Genomic DNA, 20,934 nt, shown 5'->3' with positions numbered 1-20,934 from the left:
TCGCCCCCACTGCTAGATCACTGCCGAAAGAAAGGCCTTGGTGCGCTCCTCGCGCGGCGCGCCCAAGACGTCGGAAGCGCGGCCCTGCTCGACGATCGCGCCCTGGTCCATGTAGACGACGCGGTCGGCGACCTCGCGGGCGAAGCCGAGCTCGTGCGTCACCACCATCATGGTCATGCCGCTCTTTGCCAGCTCCTTCATGACGGCGAGCACCTCGCCGACGAGTTCGGGATCGAGCGCGCTGGTCGGCTCGTCGAACAGCATCAGCATCGGCTTCATGGCGAGCGCGCGCGCAATGGCCACGCGCTGCTGCTGGCCGCCGGAGAGCTGCGCGGGATAGGAGTCGGCTTTCGCCGACAGGCCGACGCGGCGGAGCAATTCGAGCGCCTCGGCGCACACCTCGTCGGCTTTGCGGCCCTGGACTTGAAGCGGACCCTCGATGATGTTCTCCAGTGCCGTCTTGTGCGGAAACAAATTGAAGCGCTGAAACACCATGCCGGTTTTCAGACGCTGCCGGGAGATCTCACGCTCGCCGAGGCGATGCAGGCGCCCACCTTGCTCGCGCACGCCCAAAAGCTCGCCGTCGAGCCAAATGCCACCGCTATCGATCACGGCGAGCTGGTTGATGCAGCGGAGCAGTGTGGTCTTGCCCGAACCGGAGGCGCCGATCAGACACATCACCTCGCCGGGCCAGACATCGAGCGAGACGTTCTTGAGAGCCTGGAACTCTCCGAAATTCTTGCTGACGGAACGGATCGCGACGAGGGGTTTTGTCATCGCGCAAGCCGCAATGTGCCGCGTGCAAAGCGCCGCTCGAGCAGCATCTGGAGCGGGGTCAGAAATGAGACCACGAGCAGGTACCAGAGCCCGGCGACGATCAGGAGCTCGATCACGCGGGAGTTGGCGTAGTAGATGTTTTCGGCGTTGTGCAGCAGTTCCGGATATTGGATCACGCTCGCAAGCGAGGTCGCCTTGACCATGCCGATGAACTCGTTGCCGAGCGGCGGAATCACGACCCGCATCGCCTGCGGCAGGACGATCCGCCGCAACGCGCGCAACCGTCCCATGCCGATCGCCTGCGCCGCTTCATATTGTCCGATATCGACCGACAGCATGCCGGCGCGCATCACCTCGGACGTGTAGGCGCCCTGGTTGATACCGAGCCCGAGCAGTGCCGCAAGAAACGGCGTCATGACGTCGACGGCGCGCGCACTCCAGAGGCCGGGAATGCCGATGGTTGGAAACACCAGCGCGAGGTTGAACCATAACAGGAGCTGCAGGATCAGCGGCGTGCCGCGAAACAACCAGGTGTAGCCGGCAGCGACCGTCTTCAGCACCGGATTGGGTGACAGCCGCATGATCGCAACGACGATGCCGAGAAGGATACCGAGCGCCATCGCCAGCACGGCCATCACCATCGTGTTGACGATACCTTCGAGGATGACCTTCGCGGTCAAGAAGCGGCTCACATAGGACCATTCGATCTGGCCGTTCGCAAACGCGCGCACGATCGCCGCCAGCACGAGGACGATCAGGGCCGCGCTGATCCAGCGAAACCAGTGCGGCTCGCGCGCGATCCGCATTCCCGACAGATCGGGAAAACCCTCCGCGAGTGCCGGCGCCGGCCTCATTGCGGCGCCGCATTCAGCAGGGGCTGGGTGACCGCGTTCGCGCCCAGGCCCCATTTGTCGAGGACAGCCTTGTAAGCGCCGTCGGCGATCATCGCCGTGAGCTTTTCCGTCACGGCTTCACGCAGCACCGCATCGTCCTTGCGGAACATGATGCCCTGATATCCCCTGGCGAAGGGCTCGCCGACCACGCGGTACTTGCCGGGCTCCTGCGTCTGCGCATAAGGCAGCGTCTCGCTGCCCTGCACGGCGGCATCGATGCGGCCCTGCTTGAGCTGGTTGCGGACGTCGATCGAATTCTCGCCCGGCACGTATTGGATCGCCGGCTTGCCGGCCGCCTCGCAATTTGGCTTGCTCCATTTCTCGATCTCGACCGGGAAGCTGGTGCTGCGGGTGGTGCCGACCTTCTTGCCGCACAGATCGGTCGCGGCCTTTGCCTCGCTCTCCGCCATCACGAAGAACTGCGGTCCGGTCGTCAAGTAGTCGACGAAATCCGCGCTCTCGCGCCGGGAGGCGCGGTCGGAGATGCCTGAGATGATGAAATCGGCACGCTTGGTCTGGAGCGACGGGATCAGCTCGGCGAACGGCGTCTCGCTCCAGACGATCTTGAGACCGCCGAACCGCTTGGCAAGCTCATTGGCGAGATCGATGTCGAGGCCGACCAATTCGTTGCTGGCGGGATCGCGATATTCCATCGGCGCGTAGGTCGAGTTGACCGTGAGCTTCAGCGCGCCCGCTTGCTTGATTTCCGCCGGAAGCTCGCCCGCCCGCACCGACGTCACCGCAGCCAGTGCTGCAAGCCCAAGGAAATACGAGAGGCGCGTCATGTCAGCTCCTTTGCCAACGTTTTGCTTTACCGATCCATTGCCAGCGTCGTGCCAACGTCAGTCCGCATCGAGAACGGCCGGCTCGATGACGCCGGCGCGCTCGGTGATCACCCTGTATTGCTCGGGCCGCCGATGGGCGGCGAAATTGAACATCTTGTCCTTGCCCTGCCGGCAGAGGTCGAGATCGATGTCGGCGACAATCACCTCGTCGGTCAGGGTCGCGGCCTGCGCGACGATGCGCCCGTTGGGATCGACGATGCAGGAGCCTCCGATCAGCCCGGAGCCGTCCTCCTCGCCCGCCTTGGCGACCGAGATCGCCCAGGTCGCGTTCATATAGGCGTTGGCCTGCGTCACCAGCGTCGAGTGGAAGGTGCGCAAGGAAGCATCTTCAGTGACGCCGCCATTGGGATCGTAGGCCGCCGAATTGTAGCCGATGCAGACCAACTCGACGCCCTGCAGGCCAAGCACGCGCCAGGATTCAGGCCAGCGACGATCATTGCAGATCATCATGCCCATGATGGCGTGCGCCCAGGCCGAGCCGGCACGAAACGCAGGAAAGCCGAGGTCACCATATTCGAAATAGCGCTTTTCGAGCTGCTGGTAACGCGCGCCCTCGCGCGGCTCGACCGAGCCCGGCAGATGCACCTTGCGATAACGGCCAAGGATCTCGCCGTCGCGATCGACCAGGATCGCGCAATTATAACGGCGACCTTCTGCTGTCTGCTCGGCATAGCCGACATAGAAGCCGACGCGCAGCGCACGCGCACGGTCGAACAGCTTTGCCACGGCGGGGTTGGGCATGCCGTGCTCGAAATATTGCTCGAGGGCCGCGCCCTCCAGCAGCCAGCGCGGAAAGAAGGTGGTGAAGGCAAGCTCGGGAAACACCACGAGGCTGGCGCCGCGGCTCGCAGCTTCCTCCAGCATGGCCAGCATCCGCGACAGCGTATGCTCGCGCGCATCGGCTCTCTGCGTCGGCCCCATCTGGGCGGCGGCGGCGCGAAGGACACGAACCAAGATGGCCTCCAATCTGTGCGCGTGCTGCCTCAATGGGCGAATGAACCCCTTGATCCAGCATGCAAATCCGCGACCATTAGGCGCAAGTGGGGCTGCAAAAGCAATTCATGGTGCTATGATGTTTTGGCCCTGAGTATAATCGGCAGTGATATGAACCTGCGTCAGCTCGAGATCCTGCGTGCCGTCATCCGCCACCGCACCACTGTGGCGGCGGCCGACGAGCTGGCACTGTCGCAGCCCGCAGTCAGCAATGCGCTGAAGACGATGGAGGCACAGGCGGGCTTCGCGCTGTTCGAGCGCGTCAACAACCGGCTGTTTCCGACCGCAGAGGCAATGGCGCTCTACAAGGAGAGCGAGGCGATCTTCGCGCTGCACGCCAAGCTGGAGAACCGCGTGCGCGATCTGCGCGAGAACCGCGCCGGGCATCTCGCGATCGTGGCGACGCCTCCGCTCGCCTACAGCATCATTCCCTCCGCATTGTCAGGCTTCCTGCGCCGCCGTCCGGAGACGCGCGTGTTCTTCGACGTGCGCCGCTATGAGGGCATCATCGAGGGCGTGCTCAGCCGGGTCGCCGAACTCGGCTTCGCGCTCGGCCTGACGCATCATCCCGGCATCGCGCATGAGGTGGTGCACACCGGCGAAATGGTCTGCGTGCTGCCGCCTCAGCACCCACTCGCCGACAGGCCGGTGATCTCGGCCTCCGATCTGTCCGGCCTGCCCTTCATCGGGCTCGAGCGCGGCACGCGGCTTGGCGAGGCCGTGCGCGACAGTTTTGCCAGGGCCGGCGCGCCGTTCCAGGCGACGGTCGAGGTGCGCTATTGCAACACGGCCTGCGTGCTCGCAGCCGCCGGCGTCGGCGCCGCCGTGGTCGATCCCTTCTCGCCGCGCCAGAACGGCGGCCATGGCCTCGTCGTCCGGCCATTCACGCCGACGACCCGCGCGGTCGCCTACATGCTATGGTCGGAGGCGGAGCCGCTGTCGCGCCTGGCCAAAGCCTTTCTCGGCGAGATCCGCAAGGAGAGTGCGCTGTTGGAGCACACAGCGCCACACCAGCAACATGGGGCAGGAAGCGACTGAGCTTCGCAGCCTTTGACCTGAGGGGCACGTCTGGGTAAAAAATTATGGCACGCATCACCATCATCGAGACCGGACAGGTTCCGCAAAAATACCGCGAGCAGCACGGCTCGTTTCCGGACATGTTCGAGCGCATGGTCCACGCCGAAGACCCGACGGCCACGGTCGACGTCGTCAGCATTCCGAATGGCGATGCGCTACCCGACCCGGGCAAGCTCGAAGCCGTGCTGATCACCGGTGCTGCCGCCGGCGTCTATGACGGACTGGACTGGATCGCGCCGCTGGAAGATTTCGTGCGCACCGCCTACGCCAACAAGACGCCGATGGTCGGCATCTGCTTCGGCCATCAGCTGATCGCACAGGCGCTCGGCGGCACCGTGCGCAAATCCGAGAAGGGCTGGGGCATCGGCCGGCACGTCTATCAGGTGCTGCCGGAGAACGGCGTCGTCGAGGGCGAGGCGGTTGCGATCGCCGCCTCACATCAGGACCAGGTCATCGAGCCGCCGAACGATGCGCTGACGATCCTCTCGTCCGAGTTCACCCCGCACGCCGGCCTGCTTTACGCCAACGGCGCGACGTTGACGGTGCAGCCGCATCCCGAATTCGACGTGGAGTTCGCGCAGGTGTGCTGCGAGCTGCGCGACGGCAAGGCGCCGGATGAGGTCGTGGCGACGGCAAGGGCGTCGCTGACCGAGCCGATGGACAGCGCGAAGCTCGGTGGGGCGATTACTAGGTTTCTCGCAAAGCGCACGGCGCCTCGGTCGCGCACCTCTGGACGTCTTAGGCTGGATAGGGAATGAGTCCAATTCGTCGCACGGTAAGCCTGATGTTTGCATTCGCCTTACTTGTCGTAGGGCTGGGGGCTGCAGTCTATCTCCTGTTCTTCGCACTTCGGTGGAAGGGCTGGATGCTAATGGCCGCCGGTTTCGTGACGGCGTTAGGCGGTATGTGGTTTTGGGAGGACTTCCCAAAAGTGAAAGGCAAGAGCGATGCGGGCGGTTAGGTGATCAGAACGGATCCGTTCCCAACCCCGGCACATCCGCCGGCCGCGGTCCCGGCGCCGCCCAGTGAAACCGGCGGTCCTTCTCTGCAATCGCGATGTCGTTGATCGAGGCCTCGCGCCGCCGCATCAGACCGTGCTCGTCAAACTCCCACTGCTCGTTGCCGTAGGAGCGATACCACTGGCCGCCTGCGTCGTGCCATTCGTACTGGAAGCGCACGGCGATGCGGTTGTCGTCGAAGGCCCAGAGGTCCTTGATCAGGCGGTAGTCGTGCTCCTTCTCCCACTTGCGGGTGAGGAATGCGACGATGGCCTCGCGCCCCTGAAACACTTCCGAGCGATTGCGCCAGCGGCTGTCCTCGGTGTAGGCGAGCGATACGCGCACCGGATCGCGCGAATTCCAGGCGTCCTCGGCCATGCGAGCCTTCTGCGCAGCGGTCTCTCGGGTGAAGGGCGGAAGCGGTGGGCGCGACATGATGGCCTCATCGGTTTGCGGGACCGTAATCTATCCCCGCTCGCCATGGAGTCGAGAGGCGATCCCCTATCGGGCGATCACGAAATCAGATCAGCCTTCATCAGCGTGCGGATCGATTTGGGGATCGGCTGTGCGCGGCCGCCGCTGATGAAGGCGACGCGCACTTCGGCCTTCACAAGCACGTCCTCTCCGCGCCGCACCTCTTGCGCCAGCATGATCGACGCGCCCTTCACCGCGACCGGCCAGGTCACGACGTCGAGCACGTCGTCCATTCGCGCAGGCTTGAGGAAGTCGAGATGCATCGAGCGCACGACGAAGGCAAAGCCGGCACCTTCCGTCTCGGGCTGATCGAACAGCGCCTGCTGCTCGGCGCCCATCAACCGCAGATGATTGGTGCGGCCGCGCTCCATGTAGCGCAGATAATTGGCATGATAGACGATGCCGGAGAAATCCGTGTCCTCGTAATAGACACGGACCTGCATATGATGGCGGCCGTCGCGGATCTCGCCGTCGAGATGAGCTGTCACGTCGCGAGCCTCTTCGCTTGTCGCTGCCGGCCCGTTGTGCGCAAAAACGGCCGGCCGCGCAAGCGCGGCTAGGACACAGCCGCCACGGGTGCCCGCCCCAGCGTCACCTCGACGATCTCGGGCGGCACACCGACGCGGACCGGCATGATGCTGCAACCGAGGCCGCCGGAAACGATGACGTCGCACTTCAGGCGGAAGTGACCATAGGCGAGCCGGAGGCCATGCTGACGCGAAACGGCCGGCGACCAGCCGAGCAGGCGGATCTGGCCGCCATGGGTGTGGCCGGACAGTTGCAATGCGACACGAGCAGGCACGCGCGGCGCGATGTTGGGCTCATGCGCGAGCAGGATCACCGGCGCGTCGTCGGTGACCTTGGCGAGCGTCGCATTGAGATCATCGGCGCCGAAGCGTCCCGTGCTCCGGAAGCGCCGCGCCGGCAGAAAGGCGAGCTGATCGCCGAGGCCGGCGAGCCAGAACGGGCGGCCATCCTTGCGGAGGCGGACGGCGTCATTCTCGTAGACGGGAATGCCGGCCGCTTCCAGCGCGCGATGCGCGACCGTCGGTCCTTGCCCTGCCTGTTGCACGTTTCTGTCGGCCCAGTAATCGTGATTGCCCATGACCGCATGGACGCCGAGTGGCGCCCTGAGGCCGGTCAGCACCTTGGCCCATTCGTTCGCCGGAATGATGCGCGTGACCTGATGAAGGCCGGCAACATAGTCGCCGAGCAGCACGATGAGATCGGCATTCAGCGCGTTGGTACGGTCGACGATTGCCTCGATCCGCTCCAGCGACATCCAGGGATCGCAGGCATGGATGTCGGCGATCGCGGCAATCTTCAATGGAAAATCCGCGGGCCATTGCCGCGGCATCGGATGATAGCGGGTGACGCGAAGCCGCAGCACCGGCTCGACGCCGACCCCATAGGCCGCCGTCGAGACGCCGAGGGCGGAGAGACCGCCCATGGAACGGATGAGATGACGGCGCGTGATCATGATAGCCCGATGATGATGCAGCCCCGTGATGCGGCTCGATTGAAGCGGAATTGGGGTGCGCTCGTGCAGATCGCCTGCACGAGATTACCGGAAATTCATGAGAATCGGAGCACGCTGCCCTTGCGCGAGATCAGTCGTCGCTCTCGTCCGTGCCGAACAGGCCGAACTGGGCCGCGGCATCGCGCGACGGCTCGGCAATGCCGAGATGGCGAAAGGCGTGCGAGGTCAGCAGGCGGCCGCGCGGCGTGCGCTGGAGATAGCCGCATTGGATCAGGTAGGGCTCGATGATGTCCTCGATCGCATCACGTGGCTCGGATAAGGCGGCCGCCATCGTCTCCACGCCAACCGGGCCGCCGCCGTAGTTTTGCGCGATGGTGGTGAGATAGCGGCGATCCATCGCGTCGAGGCCGGCGGCGTCGACCTCGAGCGCGCTGAGCGCATGGTCGGCGATCTTGCGATCGATCGTATCGGCATTCGCCGCCGAGGCAAAATCGCGCACACGCCTGAGCAGGCGCCCGGCGATACGCGGCGTGCCGCGGGCGCGGCGCGCGATCTCGTTGGCACCATCGGCGCTCATGCCGACATTGAGCACGCGCGCGCCGCGGCTGACGATGCTCTCGAGCTCCTCGATTGTATAGAAGTTGAGCCGGACCGGAATGCCGAAGCGATCGCGCAAGGGATTGGTCAACAGACCCGCGCGCGTGGTGGCGCCGACCAGGGTGAATTTCGACAGCTCGATCTTGACCGAGCGCGCCGCCGGCCCCTCGCCGATGATGAGGTCGAGCTGAAAATCCTCCATCGCGGGATAGAGAACTTCTTCCACCGCGGGGTTGAGGCGATGGATCTCGTCGATGAAGAGCACGTCGCGCTCTTCGAGATTGGTCAGCAGCGCTGCGAGATCGCCGGCCTTGGCGATCACGGGGCCTGATGTGGCGCGAAAACCGACGCCGAGTTCCTTGGCCACGATCTGCGCGAGCGTGGTCTTGCCGAGCCCCGGAGGGCCGACGAACAGCACGTGATCCAGCGCCTCGCCGCGCTTGCGGGCGGCTTCGATGAAGATCGAGAGATTCTTGCGCGCCTGCTGCTGGCCGACGAAATCGGACAGCGACTGCGGACGCAGCGCAGTGTCGCCGACATCGTCGCTGCGGCGCTCGGGCGAAACCATGCGATTGGCCTTGGGATCGCTCACTCAGCCAACTCCTCGTAGGGTGGGCAAAGGCGCCCTTCGCGCCGTGCCCACCATGTCCCCGATCGCTCCAAAGGTAGTGGGCACGCTGCGCTTTGCCCACCCTGCGAGACTGACTATTGACGCGCTCACTTCGAGAGCTCCTTGAGGCCGAGGCGAATGAGCTGTGCCGTTTCGGCATTCTCACCCGCGCTGCGCGAGGCCGAGGCGATCGCCGCGGCCGCCTGCGGCTGGCCATAGCCGAGATTGACGAGCGCGGAGATCGCGTCCGCAACCGGACGCGGCGCGCGCTGATCGTCGACGGCACCGGCGAGATGCACGACGGCGGGATCGACATTGGCAAACGCCGGCGCCTTGTCCTTCAGCTCGGTGACGATGCGCTCGGCAACCTTGGGCCCAACGCCGGGCGTGCGCGCCACCGCGGCCTTGTCGCGCAGAGCAATGGCGTTGGCGAGATCGGCCGGCGCCAGCGTGCCGAGCACCGCGAGCGCGACCTTGGCGCCGACGCCCTGTACGGTCTGGAGCAGGCGAAACCATTCGCGCTCCTGGTCGGTGCGGAAGCCGAACAGCTTGATCTGGTCCTCGCGGACATAGGTCTCGATCGACAGCACGGCCGCTTCGCCCGGCGAAGGCAGATGCTGCAGCGTACGCGCCGAGCAATGCACCTGATAGCCGACGCCGCCGACGTCGAGGACGACATAATCCTCGCCGTAGGAATCGATCAGACCTTTGAGCTTGCCGATCATAGTCCCGCCACCTTCAGCCTGAGCGCCGTGCTCTGGCGATGATGGGCGTGGGTGATGGCGATCGCGAGCGCATCGGCGGCGTCCGCCGTCGGAGGCTCGGCCTTCGGCAGTAGGATCTTCAGCATCATTCCGATCTGCTGCTTGTCGGCATGACCGGCGCCGACCACGGTCTTCTTGACCTGGTTCGGCGCGTACTCGGCGACAGAGATGCCGAACATTGCTGGCGCCAGCATGGCGACGCCGCGGGCCTGGCCCAGCTTCAGCGTCGCGGCGCCGTCCTTGTTGATGAACGTCTGCTCGACCGCCGCTTCCATCGGCTTGTGATCGGACAGCACGGAGGCGAGCCCCTCGTGAATCGCGAGCAGCCGGCTCGACAGCGGCAGATCGTCCGGCGGTTCCACCGAACCGCAGGCGACGTAGATCAATCGGTTGCCGTCGGCCTCGATCACGCCCCAGCCGGTACGGCGCAGGCCGGGGTCGATTCCGATGATGCGAACGGGTTGGCGAATCGGGAGCGCGGTCATGGGCCAGTGATAGCGGTTGGCCCATGATAGCGAAACAGAAACAGAACAGAAGTCCCCGGGGAAAGGCGCCTGCGCCCTACCCGCCCATCTTCGCGACCAGCGCGTCCGACACCTCGAAATTGGCGTAGACGTTCTGGACGTCGTCGTGCTCGTTGAGCAGGTCCATCAGCTTGAGCAGCTTCTCGCCGGTCTCGTCGTCGACCGCGACCGTGTTCTGCGGTTTCCAGATCAGCGCGGCCTTGCGCGGCTCGCCGAACTTGGCTTCCAGCGCCTTGGCGACGTCGCGATAACCTTCGGTCGAGGCGTAGATTTCATGGCCGCCTTCACCCGAGACCACGTCGTCGGCGCCGGCCTCGATCGCGGCATCGAGCACCGCGTCGTCGTCAGCGACGCTGCGGTCGTATTCGATGATGCCGGTGCGGTCGAACATGAAGGAGACGGAGCCGGTTTCGCCGAGATTGCCGCCGGATTTGGTGAAGAAGGAGCGGATGTCGGAGGCCGCGCGATTGCGGTTGTCGGTCAGCGCCTCGACGATGACGGCGACGCCGCCCGGGCCGTAGCCCTCGTAGCGAATCTCGTCATAGTTCTCGCCCTCATTACCGAGCGCCTTCTTGACCGCGCGCTCGATATTGTCCTTCGGCATGTTCTCCTGCCGCGCCGCGATGATGGCCGCGCGCAGGCGTGGATTCATGTTCGGGTCAGGCGTGCCCAGCTTGGCCGCGACGGTGATTTCCCGCGCCAGCTTGCCGAACAGCTTCGACTTCTGGGCATCCTGCCGCCCCTTGCGGTGCATGATGTTCTTGAATTGGGAATGTCCGGCCATGCGTGGTCTTCTCTAGAGGATCGTCAGCCAAAGGTAACGGTGGGAAGCGCGGCCTTATAGGCCGCCAACCCGCCGGAATCAAAGGGCTCAGCTGCTTTGAGGTAGCACTGTAGCGGTACCCCCGGAATGGTCCGTGGCTGGATGTCGGGCATTGTTAACCCTGATTTCATTCCGGACTGCGAAAATAACGCCTGACCGTCCCCCGACAAGAGAGACCTGATGGCGTTCGGACTATTTCGGAAGCGTCTGCCGGAGATGGCTGCGCCTGCGGCTGCTCCGCAGGCCGCGCAGTCGCCAGCCAATTCCGAGGCGGCCCCCGCTCCCGAAGGTGATTCGGCCCGGGAGATCCTGGAACTGCTGGAACTCGAGCTGGGTGCCATGATCCGCCAGCTCGAGCGGGCCGCCAATTCGGTGGCGGGCGGCGCCGAGGCCACGGCGGCAACGCTGGCCGATATCCGCCAGCGCACCGACGCGCTGACAGGGCGGACTAATGCCGCGCAGTCGAACGCCTCGGGCTTTGCGCATGCCGCGGACAAATTCACCCAATCCGCGCAGGGCATCGGCGCACAGGTTCGTGAGGCCGGCAAGCTCGCCGACGAGGCCAGCGCCGCGGCACAGGAAGCCCGCGCCAACGTCGATCGCTTGCGGGAATCTTCGGCTGCGATCGGCAACGTCGTCAACCTGATCGCGCAGATCGCGCGGCAGACGACCCTGCTCGCGCTCAACTCCACGATCGAGGCCGCGCGCGCCGGCGCCGCCGGCAAAGGATTCGCCGTCGTCGCCACCGAGGTCAAAGCGCTCGCGGTGCAAACCCAGGGGGCGACCGAGGAGATCTCCAAGAAGATCGACGCGCTCCAGCGCGATGCTGCAGGCTCCGCGGACGCCGTGCACCGGATCTCGCAGGCCATCGAGGCAATCCGTCCGGTGTTCGACACCGTCAACGGCGCCGTGGCCGAGCAGAACGCCACCACCAGCGAAGTCTCCGGCAACGCGACAAGCGCATCGGAATTCATCATCTCGGTCGGCGAGAGCGCGGCCGAGATCGACGCCGCGACCAAGGCCGCCGAGACCCATGGCGAGAACGTCGCCAGCGCCGGCAAGGCCGTGACGACCTTCGCGCAGAAGCTGAAATCGCGCTGCGCGGTCCTGCTCAAGCAGAGCGAGCACGACGACCGCCGCAAGACCGAGCGGCTGCCGTGCCATCTCAAATTCGAGAGCACACGCGGCATGTTGCCGGTCTATGAGATCGCGATGGACGGCGTGCTGATCGGCGGTGCGGAGGCAAGCCGGCTCACGCCGCAGGCGATCATCGACGGCACCCTCGAAGACGTCGGCACCTGCCGGCTGCGCGTGGTCGAGCAAGCCAAGGCCGGCGCCCGTGCACAATTCGTCGCCCCCGATCCCGCACTGCGCGAGAAGATCGAAGACAAGCTCTGGTCGATCCACGAGGAGAACACGGAGTTCGTCACCCGCGCGATGGAGGCGGGCAACGCGCTGACCCGGATATTCGAGCAGGCGGTCGCGCGCGGCGAGGTCAAAATGGATGACCTCTTCGACACGGACTACGCGGAGATCGCGGGCACCAATCCGCAGCAATACCGCACAAAATATCTTGATTGGGCCGACCGGGCTTTGCCGCCGTTCCAGGAAGCCTTTCTCGCCAGGGAACCACGCATGGCGTTCTGCGCCATGGTCGACCGCAACGGCTTCCTGCCGGTCCACAACAAGATCTATTCGCATCCGCAGCGACCGGGCGATACCGCCTGGAATACGGCCAACAGCCGCAACCGGCGAATTTTCAACGATCCGGCGGGGTTGGCCGCCGCGCGCAACCTGCGCTCGTACCTGGTCCAGAGCTACGCGCGTGACATGGGCAATGGGAATACCGTGATGATGCGCGAGATCGACGTCCCGATCCGCGTGCAGGGCCGGCATTGGGGTGGATTCCGCACAGCTTACAAGCTGTAGTGCACGCTCAGGCAAGACGCCGGGCGCGAATCATCCTTTAACGTCGGAATTGGAATGGGAATGCCGCGGTGAGCCGATGGACGGCTCCGCCTGAAGAAAGCCCGTAAATGTCCCTCGCACAACTTGCAGTACTGGACACCGGCTCCAACCGGACGCTGGCCGAGCGGCTGATCGACCAGCTTGCCGATCGCATCGGCGGTCTTGGCGTGGAGCTCGCCGACATCGCCGGCAATGTCCAGGAAGTCGCAAGCCGCGTGGCCAACCAGTCGGAACGGTTCCACCACCTGCAGAAGACGGCGGAGACGATGGTCTCGGCCAATCACGACATCGCCAATGCCTCGCAGGCCGTGCAGACGACCACGTCGGCGGCGGTCGGCGAGATCGCGCAGTCGCGCAGCGCGGTCGATACCGCCGTCAGCCACATCTCCGAGCTGGTGGCGGCGGTGGAGCGGATCGAGGCGCGCCTCAGTGCCGTCGGCTCGGCGCTGGCGCAGGTGGCAAAGGTGTCCGGCTCGATCGAGGCGATCGCGAAACAGACCAATCTGCTGGCGCTGAACGCCACCATCGAGGCGGCGCGCGCGGGCAACGCGGGTCGCGGTTTTGCGGTGGTCGCAAGCGAGGTGAAGAACCTCGCCGAAGCCACCCGCCAGGCCACGCATCAGATCTCCGACACCGTGCGCGATCTCGACGGCCAGATCGAAGGCCTGATCGGCGAAAGCAGCGACGCCTCGCAGCGCGCCAAGACCGCCGGCGAAGGCGCCCAGCAGATCTCCGGCATCATTTCGCGGGTCCAGCAGGGATTCGCATCCGTGGAAGCGGAGATCGACAGCGTCACGCGCGCGGCGACCTCCAATCTCGGCCATTGCGACACCGTGATCAGCGAGCTCAACGAGCTCGCCAGGGGCGTCGACCTCTCCTCGCGCGACCTCAAGAGCGCCGACCAGCGCGTGACAAAACTGCTCGACACCTCCGAAGGCCTGATCGCGCTGATCGCCGACAGCGGTGTGGAGACATCGGACGCACCGCTGATACGTGTCGTCGTCGACACCGCCAAGCGGATCTCCGCCGAGTTCGAAGCCGCAATCGACCGCGGCGAGATCACGCTCGACCAGCTCATGGACGAAAACTACCGCGAGATCGCCGGGACCGATCCCAAGCAGTACAACACCAACTACGTCGACTTCACCGACCGCGTGCTGCCGGCGATTCAGGACCCGATCCAGAAGTCGGATCCGCGCATCGTGTTCTGCGTCGCCTGGGCCAGGGGCGGCTACCTGCCGACGCACAATCCGAACTACCGCCTGCCCCAGGGCAAGGATCCGGTCTGGAACAACGCCAATTGCCGCAACCGCCGCCTGTTCACCGATCGCACCGTGAAGAAGGTCGCGGCCAACACAAAACCCTTCCTGCTCCAGACCTACCGCCGCGACATGGGCGGCGGGCAGTTCGTGCTGATGAAGGACCTCTCCTCGCCGATCATGGTCCGCGGCAAGCATTGGGGCGCGTTCCGGATGGGATTCCGGCAGGGCTGAGCCGTCGAATCAAAACCTGAAAAACAACCCCATGCACCGTAGCCGAGGCGTGGGGAATCAACGGCTTGCGCCGCCAGGCCGCGACGCAATTTGGCTCGGACGGGCAAAACAGGCGCACAATTTTTCCGACAGTGGAGTCGCGTGGGGCGAGATTGACACGTGACCGCGCGTCAATCTCTGCCGTCGTCCCGGACAAGCGAAGCGCAGATCCGGGACCCATACGCCGCAGCGGACGTTTTGCGAAGGCTCGGAGTGACCAGCTTCGCGCAGCAACTACTCCCCGGGATTATGGCTTTCGCCAGGACGACACCGAGTGTGCAGCGCCGCCATTCAGCTCAACCAGAATTTCGGCGTTGCAGGCTCCAGCCTTCCGCCCACACGCACCGGCGCGATCTTGAGTGCGAGCCCCGTCGCGTCATCCGTCTCGACCGCAACCCCGCTGAGCGTCGCCGCACCCGCCGCCGGCTCGAACCGGCCCGACGGAATTCCTGAGGTAAATCTCCGCAGCGGCTCTTCCTTCTGCATGCCGATGATCGAGTCGTAATCGCCGGTCATGCCGGCATCGGTCATGTAGGCGGTGCCGCCCGACAGGATCTGGTGATCGGCGGTCGGCACATGCGTATGCGTGCCGACGACGAGGCTGGCGCGGCCGTCGCAGAAGAAGCCGATGCCCTGCTTCTCGCTGCTCGCTTCGCAATGGAAGTCGACGACGATGGCATCGGCTGCAACGCCGAGCGGACAGGCGCCGAGCTCGCGCTCGAGCGCAGCAAAGGGATCGTCGAACGGGGTCATGAAGACGCGGCCGAGCGCGTTGACGACGAGGGCGTGCTTGCCGTTCTTGGTCTCCACCAAAGCGGCACCGCGGCCGGGCGTGCCGCGCGGATAGTTCGCGGGACGCACCAGGCGCTCGGCGCGCTCGATGAAGACCAGGGCTTCGCGCTGGTCCCAGGAATGATTGCCGAGCGTCACCGCATCGGCGCCGGCGTCGAGAAACTCCTGATAGATCGCCTCCGTGATGCCGAAGCCGCCGGCCGAATTCTCGCCGTTGACGACGACGAAATCGAGCGACCAGTCCTTGACCATGCCGGGGAGATATTCGGCGATGGCGTTACGCCCGCTACGGCCGACGACATCACCCACGAAGAGAATGCGCAACTTCAGAACTCCGGAAATCGAACACGTCGGATTCCGTTAGCACATAATCCAGCGCCACGTCGTGCGATAGTGCCGGCACCGCCTTGATCTCCTGCGCCGCAAAGGCGAGCCCGATGCCGACGATGTGCTTGGTTTTCCGCAAATGCGCGAAGGTGACATCGTAATGCCCTGCACCATAGCCGATGCGATGGCCGAGACGGTCGAATGCCGCAAGCGGCGTCAGCATGATGTCGGGAATGACTTCGGCTGCTGCCGGCGACGGCTCGGGAATGCCGAGCGGGCCGAGCATCAGGCGGTCGTTCGGATGGAAGAGGCGGAAGATCAGCGACTGACCGCGCGCGGTGACGCAGGGCAGCGCCAGCCTGGCGCCTTCTTCGGCGAGCTTCTTCATCAGCGGGATCGGATCGATCTCGCTGCGGATCGGCGAATAGCCGGAAACGATGCTGCCGGGCAGCAACTCGAACGGCAGCCCGCGCTTGGCGAGTTTTGCAGCGGCCGTGATGCGTTTCTTCTCGCTCAGCGCATCGCGCGCCGCGAGGGCTTTGGCGCGGAGTTCGGATTTGGTGTTGGTCATGTGCGCTTTTCCCGAGGGCAAAGTCTTGCTCCGCCGTCATCACCCGCCTTGTGCGCTCTTTCGCACTGGGGCGGGTGATCCAGTATTCCAGAGACGCAGTGCTAGACCTCGACGCCGCGGCGTACTGGATGCCCCGCCCCCCGTGCGCAATTGCGCACTAGGCGGGGCATGACACCGAGCCTCAATAGAACCGCAAGCGTGTAGGGGACGCAATTTCGACAGAAACGAACAGGCCAACAAAAGTGCGAAGCCGCGGACGCCGTTGAAGCACTCGATCCCGGAGTTCCCTACGAAAGTAGGTGGGCACCATATGTCCGGGCCCACGGGCCCGGCCAGGGACAGTTCCCTAAAGGATCGATAAGGCCCCGGGGATATATGGCTCCGGACGCGCGTCGCAGCCTCGCTTGCGCAATGTAACAACGATACTGACGAATCGCCAGCCCGGCTGCCGGTTACTCACCTCCTCCCGCTTGCGGGAGAGGTCGACGCGCAAAGCGCGGCGGGTGAGGGTTCTCTCCTCTTGGGGGTTCTCGCCCGGCGGAGACACCCTCTCCCCAACCCTCCCCCGCAAGCGAGGGAGGGAGCGCACCGCCCGCGTGGTGGCAGCCCTACCCGATCGCGATCCCGTTGCCGACGGTCCGGTTCAAGACCTGGGTCGACTTCTCGATGCGTTCGGCGGCGGCGTTCAGCGCGTTGACCACGGCGGTCTGGGTCATCCGGGCGCGCTCGACGGCGGCATTACGGAAATCCCGGAGCTCAACGAGTTCCTGCTCCATGGCGCGGATGCGGTTGCCGGCGTCGATCAGTTCGTCGCAAACGGTCAGCGCTGCCATCACGGTGAGACGGGCATCGCCGATCTCTCCGAATTTTCCACGCAGCGACTGAATCCGCGTCTCCAGGCTCTCCGCAAGCTTCAACAGCCGGACTTCCTGACCTTCCTCGCAGGCCATACGATATTGCCGGGCGTTGATGGTGACGTTGATGTGGCTCATCCGTCCTCTCCGGTATCGAGCACCGAGCGTATCGTGACGATCGCGGAATCCAGCCGATCGGAGATCTCGCGGTTGGTGCGCTCGAGCTTGCGCGCCTTCACCAGCGCGCCGTCGAGCTCGTCGGCAAGCCGCGAACGGTCTGCGCCCAGCGCCTGAATCCGTGTCGCGAGCTCGTTCTCGTCACGGTCGGCATCGCGCCTTCGCTCGACCGCGCTTTCGAGCGCATCGAGCGCCGCCGTGAGCCTGCGGGTCGCGATCTCGATCTCGACGGCAGAGGACTCCGTCATGGCAGAGCTGTTGGATACGCGATCGTTCATGCAGTCAGCGGCGGAACCTATGGGCTTAGCCCGTGGCCTTTACCTCGGAGCTTGCCGTCCGGCAAAAGACTCGGTTCGGCAAGCGGTTAGAAGCAGAAATTTACGTGGCAAGCTAGCCGAGCGCAACGCCGCCGCGAAACTATGCACTGCTAAGCAACTTTTACGGCCAAACCGACGTTTGATTGCCTTGGACTCCCGGAACCGAGGTGCTATCCCAGCCCCCACCTTTCGTGGCCGCCAAGCTCCTCCCACGCGGCCCGCACCACCGCCAAGCGCCTCATTTCAGACGGATTTCAGACATGACGCAAGTCGACCACACCCGTATGGCCAACGCGATCCGTGGCCTCTCGATGGACGCTGTCGAGAAGGCGAAATCGGGCCATCCCGGGCTACCGATGGGCGCCGCCGACATCGCCACGGTGCTGTTTACGCAATTTCTGAAATTCGACGCCGCTGCAATCGACTGGCCCGACCGCGACCGCTTCGTGCTCTCGGCCGGCCACGGTTCGATGCTGCTCTATTCGCTGCTGTACCTGACCGGCAACGCAGGGATGACGCTGGACCAGCTCAAGAACTTCCGTCAGCTCGGCTCGCTGACGCCGGGTCACCCCGAGAACTTCCACACCAAGGGCATCGAGACCACCACCGGCCCGCTCGGCCAGGGCATCTCGACCGCGGTCGGCATGGCGCTCGCCGAGAAGATGCTCGCCGCCGAGTTCGGCAAGAAGATCGTCGACCATCACACCTACGTGCTCGCCTCCGACGGCGACCTGATGGAAGGTGTATCGCAGGAAGCGATCGCCATGGCTGGTCACTGGAAGCTCGGCAAGCTGATCGTGCTCTACGACGACAACGGCATTTCGATCGACGGCCCGACCTCGATCTCCGACTCCGTCGATCAGGTGAAGCGCTTCAAATCGGCCGGCTGGGCCGCCGAGAAGATCGACGGCCATGACCAGGTTGCCATCGCCGCAGCGATCACCCGCGCGCAGAAATCCAACAAGCCGACGCTGATCGCCTGCCGCACCACCATCGGCTTCGGCGCGCCACACAAGGCCGGCACGGCGAAGGCGCATGGCGAAGCACTCGGCGCCGACGAGCTCAAGGCCGCGAAGGAAAACCTCGGCATCTCGCTCGAGCCGTTCTCGGTGCCGGACGATGTGCTGAAGGCCTGGCGTGCAGCCGGCAGCCGTGGTGCGACGGCACGCCAGGAATGGGAAGGACGTCTCGGTGAGCTCGGCAGCCGCAAGCGCGCCGAGTTCGAGCGCCGCCTACGCCACGAGCGTCCGGCTTCGCTGGCAAAGGCCGTGCGCGCCTACAAGAAAGAGCTCTTGGAAAAGCCGATGACGGCCGCCACCCGCAAGTCGTCGGAAGCCGTGATCGAAGTCATTGCCGGCGCGATGCCGATGGAGTTCCTGGCGGGCTCGGCCGACCTCACCGGCTCCAACAACAACAAGGCGAAGTCGGCGACCGCCTTCTCCGCCAAGACGCCGAAAGGCCGCTTCATCCATTACGGCATCCGTGAGCACGGCATGGCCGCGGCGATGAACGGCATCTTCCTGCACGGCGGCTTCGCGCCGAACGGCGCGACCTTCCTGGTGTTCACCGACTACGCGCGGCCTGCGATGCGCCTGGCCGCACTGATGGGCGCCGGCGTCGTCTATGTGATGACACATGATTCCATCGGCCTCGGCGAAGACGGCCCGACCCACCAGCCGGTGGAGCATCTCGCCGCGCTCCGCGCCATTCCGAACATGCGCGTGTTCCGTCCCTGCGACGCCATGGAGGTGGCCGAGTGCTGGGAGCTTGCGCTGAACCGCATCGACGGTCCGACCACGCTGGCGCTGACGCGACAGAACCTGCCGCAGCTCCGCACCACCGCGCCGAATGACAACCCTTGCGCGGCCGGCGCCTACGAGCTGGTCGCCGTCCAGGGCGAAGCCAAGGCGACGCTGTTCGCTTCCGGTTCCGAGGTCGAGATCGCAGTGGCCGCCCAGAAGCAGCTCGCCGAGCGCGGCATCGCGTCACGGGTGGTCTCGGTGCCCTCGCTGGAGCTGTTGTTAGCGCAACCAGAGGCCAAGCGCGCCGCCATCATCGGCAATGCACCGGTGAAGGTCGCAATCGAGGCCGCGGTGCGCTGGGGCTGGGATGCCGTGATCGGCCAGGATGGCGAATTTATCGGCATGCATTCCTTCGGCGCCAGCGCGCCGGCGAAGGATCTCTACAAGCATTTCGGCATTACCGCCGAGGCTGCGGTTAACGCTGTGCTGAAGCGCGTCAGCTGAGAGTTGAGGTTGCCAAAAAAAAGGACTACGTAGTCTCTCATATGATCAAGCATCGCCCGGCCGAACCGGGCGTCCGCCTCTAAAAAACCCTCGCAGGCGCGCAAAGCGCGTTGTGCGGGACGATGGGGTTATTGAACAGCCGTCACTGAACGGTCATAAGGAGACGAAACATGGCAGTCCGCGTTGGAATTAACGGTTTTGGTCGCATCGGCCGCAACGTCCTGCGGGCTATCGCCGAGTCCGGCCGCAAGGACATCGAGGTCGTCGGCATCAACGATCTCGGTCCGGTCGAGACCAATGCCCATCTCCTTCGCTTCGACAGCGTCCATGGCCGCTTCCCCGGCACCGTGACCGTCGACGGCGACTCGATCAGCCTCGGCGCAAACAAGATCAAGGTGACCGCCGAGCGCGATCCCTCGAAGCTGCCGTGGAAGGATCTCGGCATCGACATCGCGCTGGAATGCACCGGCATCTTCACCTCGAAGGACAAGGCCTCCGCGCACCTGGCCGCCGGCGCCAAGCGCGTGCTGGTCTCCGCCCCGGCCGACGGCGCCGACGCCACCATCGTCTTCGGCGTCAACCACGACACGCTGACCAAGGATCATCTGGTCGTCTCCAACGGTTCCTGCACCACCAACTGCCTCGCGCCTGTCGCCAAGGTGCTGAACGATCTCGTCGGCATCGAGACCGGCTTCATGACCACGATCCACGCCTATACCGGCGACCAGCCGACGCTGGACACGCTGCACAAGGATCTCTACCGCGGCCGTGCGGCTGCGATGTCGATGATCCCGACCTCGACCGGCGCCGCCAAGGCCATCGGCCTCGTGCTGCCCGAGCTGAAGGGCAAGCTCGACGGCGTCGCGATCCGCGTGCCGACCCCGAACGTCTCGGTCGTCGATCTCAAGATCGTCGCCAAGCGCGCCACCGACGCCAAGGAAATCAACGCGGCGATGAAGCGCGCCAGCGAGCAGCAGCTCAAGGGCGTGCTCGGCTACACCACCGCGCCGAACGTCTCGATCGACTTCAACCACGACCCGCACTCCTCGACCTTCCACGAGGACCAGACCAAGGTGCAGAACGGCACGCTGGTGCGCGTGATGTCCTGGTACGACAACGAGTGGGGCTTCTCGAACCGCATGGCCGACACCGCCGTCGCGATGTCGAAGGTGCTGTAAGGATCTGGCGCATTCGAGCACCGTCATTCCGGGATGGTCCGAAGGACCAGACCCGGAATCTCCGAGATTCCGGGTTCGCGCTACGCGCGCCCCGGAATGACCAGAGGCCCGGGACAG

General features: G+C 65.0%; 21 protein-coding genes and 1 other RNA gene. 6 read left to right on the top strand and 16 right to left on the bottom strand.

Features of this window, described 5'->3' with window-relative positions; translation table 11 throughout:
• Positions 1–12 precede the first annotated feature (12 nt).
• Genes JQ587_RS15890 through JQ587_RS15875 form a run of 4 tightly spaced genes read right to left on the bottom strand, consistent with a single transcriptional unit; the run spans position 13 to position 3,469 of the window.
• Positions 13–777, bottom strand: coding sequence for an amino acid ABC transporter ATP-binding protein (locus JQ587_RS15890; RefSeq protein ID WP_212425884.1), 765 nt, complete (start codon positions 775–777; stop codon positions 13–15).
• Positions 774–1,631, bottom strand: coding sequence for an amino acid ABC transporter permease (locus JQ587_RS15885; RefSeq protein WP_212425883.1), 858 nt, complete (start codon positions 1,629–1,631; stop codon positions 774–776). Before JQ587_RS15885 ends, JQ587_RS15890 begins: the two co-directional genes overlap by 4 nt.
• Entirely contained in the window at positions 1,628–2,455 is an 828-nt protein-coding gene (locus tag JQ587_RS15880; protein WP_212425882.1) for an ABC transporter substrate-binding protein, read from the bottom strand. Before JQ587_RS15880 ends, JQ587_RS15885 begins: the two co-directional genes overlap by 4 nt.
• 57 nt (positions 2,456–2,512) lie before the next feature.
• Positions 2,513–3,469 (bottom strand): N-carbamoyl-D-amino-acid hydrolase, encoded by a 957-nt coding sequence (locus JQ587_RS15875; protein ID WP_212298295.1) that lies wholly within the window; start codon positions 3,467–3,469, stop codon positions 2,513–2,515.
• A gap of 150 nt (positions 3,470–3,619) precedes the next feature.
• On the opposite strand from JQ587_RS15875, the gene JQ587_RS15870 reads away from it, so the two are divergent.
• Complete coding sequence (locus JQ587_RS15870; RefSeq protein ID WP_212298296.1) at positions 3,620–4,546, top strand: LysR family transcriptional regulator; 927 nt, start codon at positions 3,620–3,622, stop codon at positions 4,544–4,546.
• A gap of 44 nt (positions 4,547–4,590) precedes the next feature.
• Complete coding sequence (locus JQ587_RS15865) at positions 4,591–5,343, top strand: type 1 glutamine amidotransferase (protein ID WP_212425881.1); 753 nt, start codon at positions 4,591–4,593, stop codon at positions 5,341–5,343.
• Positions 5,344–5,550: 207 nt separating this feature from the next.
• Here the strand turns inward: JQ587_RS15865 and JQ587_RS15860 are convergent, their stop codons facing one another.
• The 7 genes from JQ587_RS15860 to JQ587_RS15830 all read right to left on the bottom strand — a co-directional run bounded on the left by JQ587_RS15860 (position 5,551) and on the right by JQ587_RS15830 (position 10,816).
• Positions 5,551–6,018 carry a nuclear transport factor 2 family protein gene (locus JQ587_RS15860; RefSeq protein WP_212298299.1) on the bottom strand — a complete coding sequence of 156 codons (468 nt, stop codon included), beginning with the start codon at positions 6,016–6,018 and terminating at the stop codon, positions 5,551–5,553.
• Positions 6,019–6,095: 77 nt separating this feature from the next.
• Positions 6,096–6,545, bottom strand: coding sequence for a tol-pal system-associated acyl-CoA thioesterase (gene ybgC / locus JQ587_RS15855; RefSeq protein ID WP_194466161.1), 450 nt, complete (start codon positions 6,543–6,545; stop codon positions 6,096–6,098).
• A 68-nt stretch (positions 6,546–6,613) separates the two neighbouring features.
• Positions 6,614–7,537 carry a metallophosphoesterase gene (locus JQ587_RS15850; protein WP_212298300.1) on the bottom strand — a complete coding sequence of 308 codons (924 nt, stop codon included), beginning with the start codon at positions 7,535–7,537 and terminating at the stop codon, positions 6,614–6,616.
• Between the two features lie 130 nt (positions 7,538–7,667).
• Complete coding sequence (ruvB, locus tag JQ587_RS15845; RefSeq protein ID WP_349629505.1) at positions 7,668–8,726, bottom strand: Holliday junction branch migration DNA helicase RuvB; 1,059 nt, start codon at positions 8,724–8,726, stop codon at positions 7,668–7,670.
• 125 nt (positions 8,727–8,851) lie between these two features.
• Positions 8,852–9,469, bottom strand: a complete 618-nt coding sequence (gene ruvA, locus JQ587_RS15840; protein WP_212298301.1) for a Holliday junction branch migration protein RuvA — start codon at positions 9,467–9,469, stop codon at positions 8,852–8,854.
• The gene (ruvC, locus tag JQ587_RS15835; protein ID WP_212298302.1) at positions 9,466–9,993 is read right to left on the bottom strand and encodes a crossover junction endodeoxyribonuclease RuvC; all 528 of its coding nucleotides are present in this window, start codon (positions 9,991–9,993) and stop codon (positions 9,466–9,468) included. Before ruvC ends, ruvA begins: the two co-directional genes overlap by 4 nt.
• 76 nt (positions 9,994–10,069) lie before the next feature.
• Positions 10,070–10,816, bottom strand: coding sequence for a YebC/PmpR family DNA-binding transcriptional regulator (locus JQ587_RS15830; protein WP_212298303.1), 747 nt, complete (start codon positions 10,814–10,816; stop codon positions 10,070–10,072).
• A 219-nt stretch (positions 10,817–11,035) separates the two neighbouring features.
• Here JQ587_RS15830 and JQ587_RS15825 point away from each other — a divergent pair, with 219 nt between their 5' ends.
• Positions 11,036–12,784, top strand: coding sequence for a methyl-accepting chemotaxis protein (locus tag JQ587_RS15825; protein ID WP_212425880.1), 1,749 nt, complete (start codon positions 11,036–11,038; stop codon positions 12,782–12,784).
• Between the two features lie 107 nt (positions 12,785–12,891).
• Complete coding sequence (locus JQ587_RS15820; RefSeq protein WP_212298305.1) at positions 12,892–14,316, top strand: methyl-accepting chemotaxis protein; 1,425 nt, start codon at positions 12,892–12,894, stop codon at positions 14,314–14,316.
• Positions 14,317–14,646: 330 nt separating this feature from the next.
• On the opposite strand, the gene JQ587_RS15815 is transcribed toward JQ587_RS15820, so the two are convergent.
• From JQ587_RS15815 to JQ587_RS15795, 5 genes are all read right to left on the bottom strand, one after another.
• Positions 14,647–15,471: a TIGR00282 family metallophosphoesterase gene (locus JQ587_RS15815; protein WP_212298306.1), complete on the bottom strand. Its 825-nt coding sequence runs from the start codon at positions 15,469–15,471 to the stop codon at positions 14,647–14,649.
• Positions 15,449–16,045, bottom strand: coding sequence for a 5-formyltetrahydrofolate cyclo-ligase (locus tag JQ587_RS15810; protein WP_212298307.1), 597 nt, complete (start codon positions 16,043–16,045; stop codon positions 15,449–15,451). The genes JQ587_RS15815 and JQ587_RS15810 overlap by 23 nt, the downstream gene beginning before the upstream one ends.
• 243 nt (positions 16,046–16,288) lie before the next feature.
• A non-coding RNA gene (ssrS, locus tag JQ587_RS15805) (6S RNA) lies at positions 16,289–16,449 on the bottom strand.
• Between the two features lie 204 nt (positions 16,450–16,653).
• A complete protein-coding gene (locus JQ587_RS15800; RefSeq protein ID WP_212298308.1) occupies positions 16,654–17,037 on the bottom strand; it encodes a cell division protein ZapA in 384 nt (127 codons plus the stop codon).
• The gene (locus JQ587_RS15795) at positions 17,034–17,354 is read right to left on the bottom strand and encodes a DUF4164 domain-containing protein (RefSeq protein ID WP_027530137.1); all 321 of its coding nucleotides are present in this window, start codon (positions 17,352–17,354) and stop codon (positions 17,034–17,036) included. The genes JQ587_RS15800 and JQ587_RS15795 overlap by 4 nt, the downstream gene beginning before the upstream one ends.
• Before the next feature lie 299 nt (positions 17,355–17,653).
• Here JQ587_RS15795 and tkt point away from each other — a divergent pair, with 299 nt between their 5' ends.
• Both tkt and gap read left to right on the top strand, forming a co-directional pair.
• Entirely contained in the window at positions 17,654–19,639 is a 1,986-nt protein-coding gene (gene tkt, locus JQ587_RS15790; protein ID WP_212425879.1) for a transketolase, read from the top strand.
• Positions 19,640–19,809: 170 nt separating this feature from the next.
• Positions 19,810–20,817, top strand: a complete 1,008-nt coding sequence (gene gap / locus JQ587_RS15785) for a type I glyceraldehyde-3-phosphate dehydrogenase (protein ID WP_212298310.1) — start codon at positions 19,810–19,812, stop codon at positions 20,815–20,817.
• Positions 20,818–20,934 lie beyond the last annotated feature (117 nt).

Origin of the sequence: Bradyrhizobium manausense, from assembly GCF_018130615.1 — a bacterium.
Classification (GTDB): Bacteria; Pseudomonadota; Alphaproteobacteria; order Rhizobiales; family Xanthobacteraceae; genus Bradyrhizobium; species Bradyrhizobium manausense_A.
The sequence above is the reverse complement of the archived record's forward strand: the minus strand, read 5'-3'. Positions and strand labels throughout refer to the sequence as shown.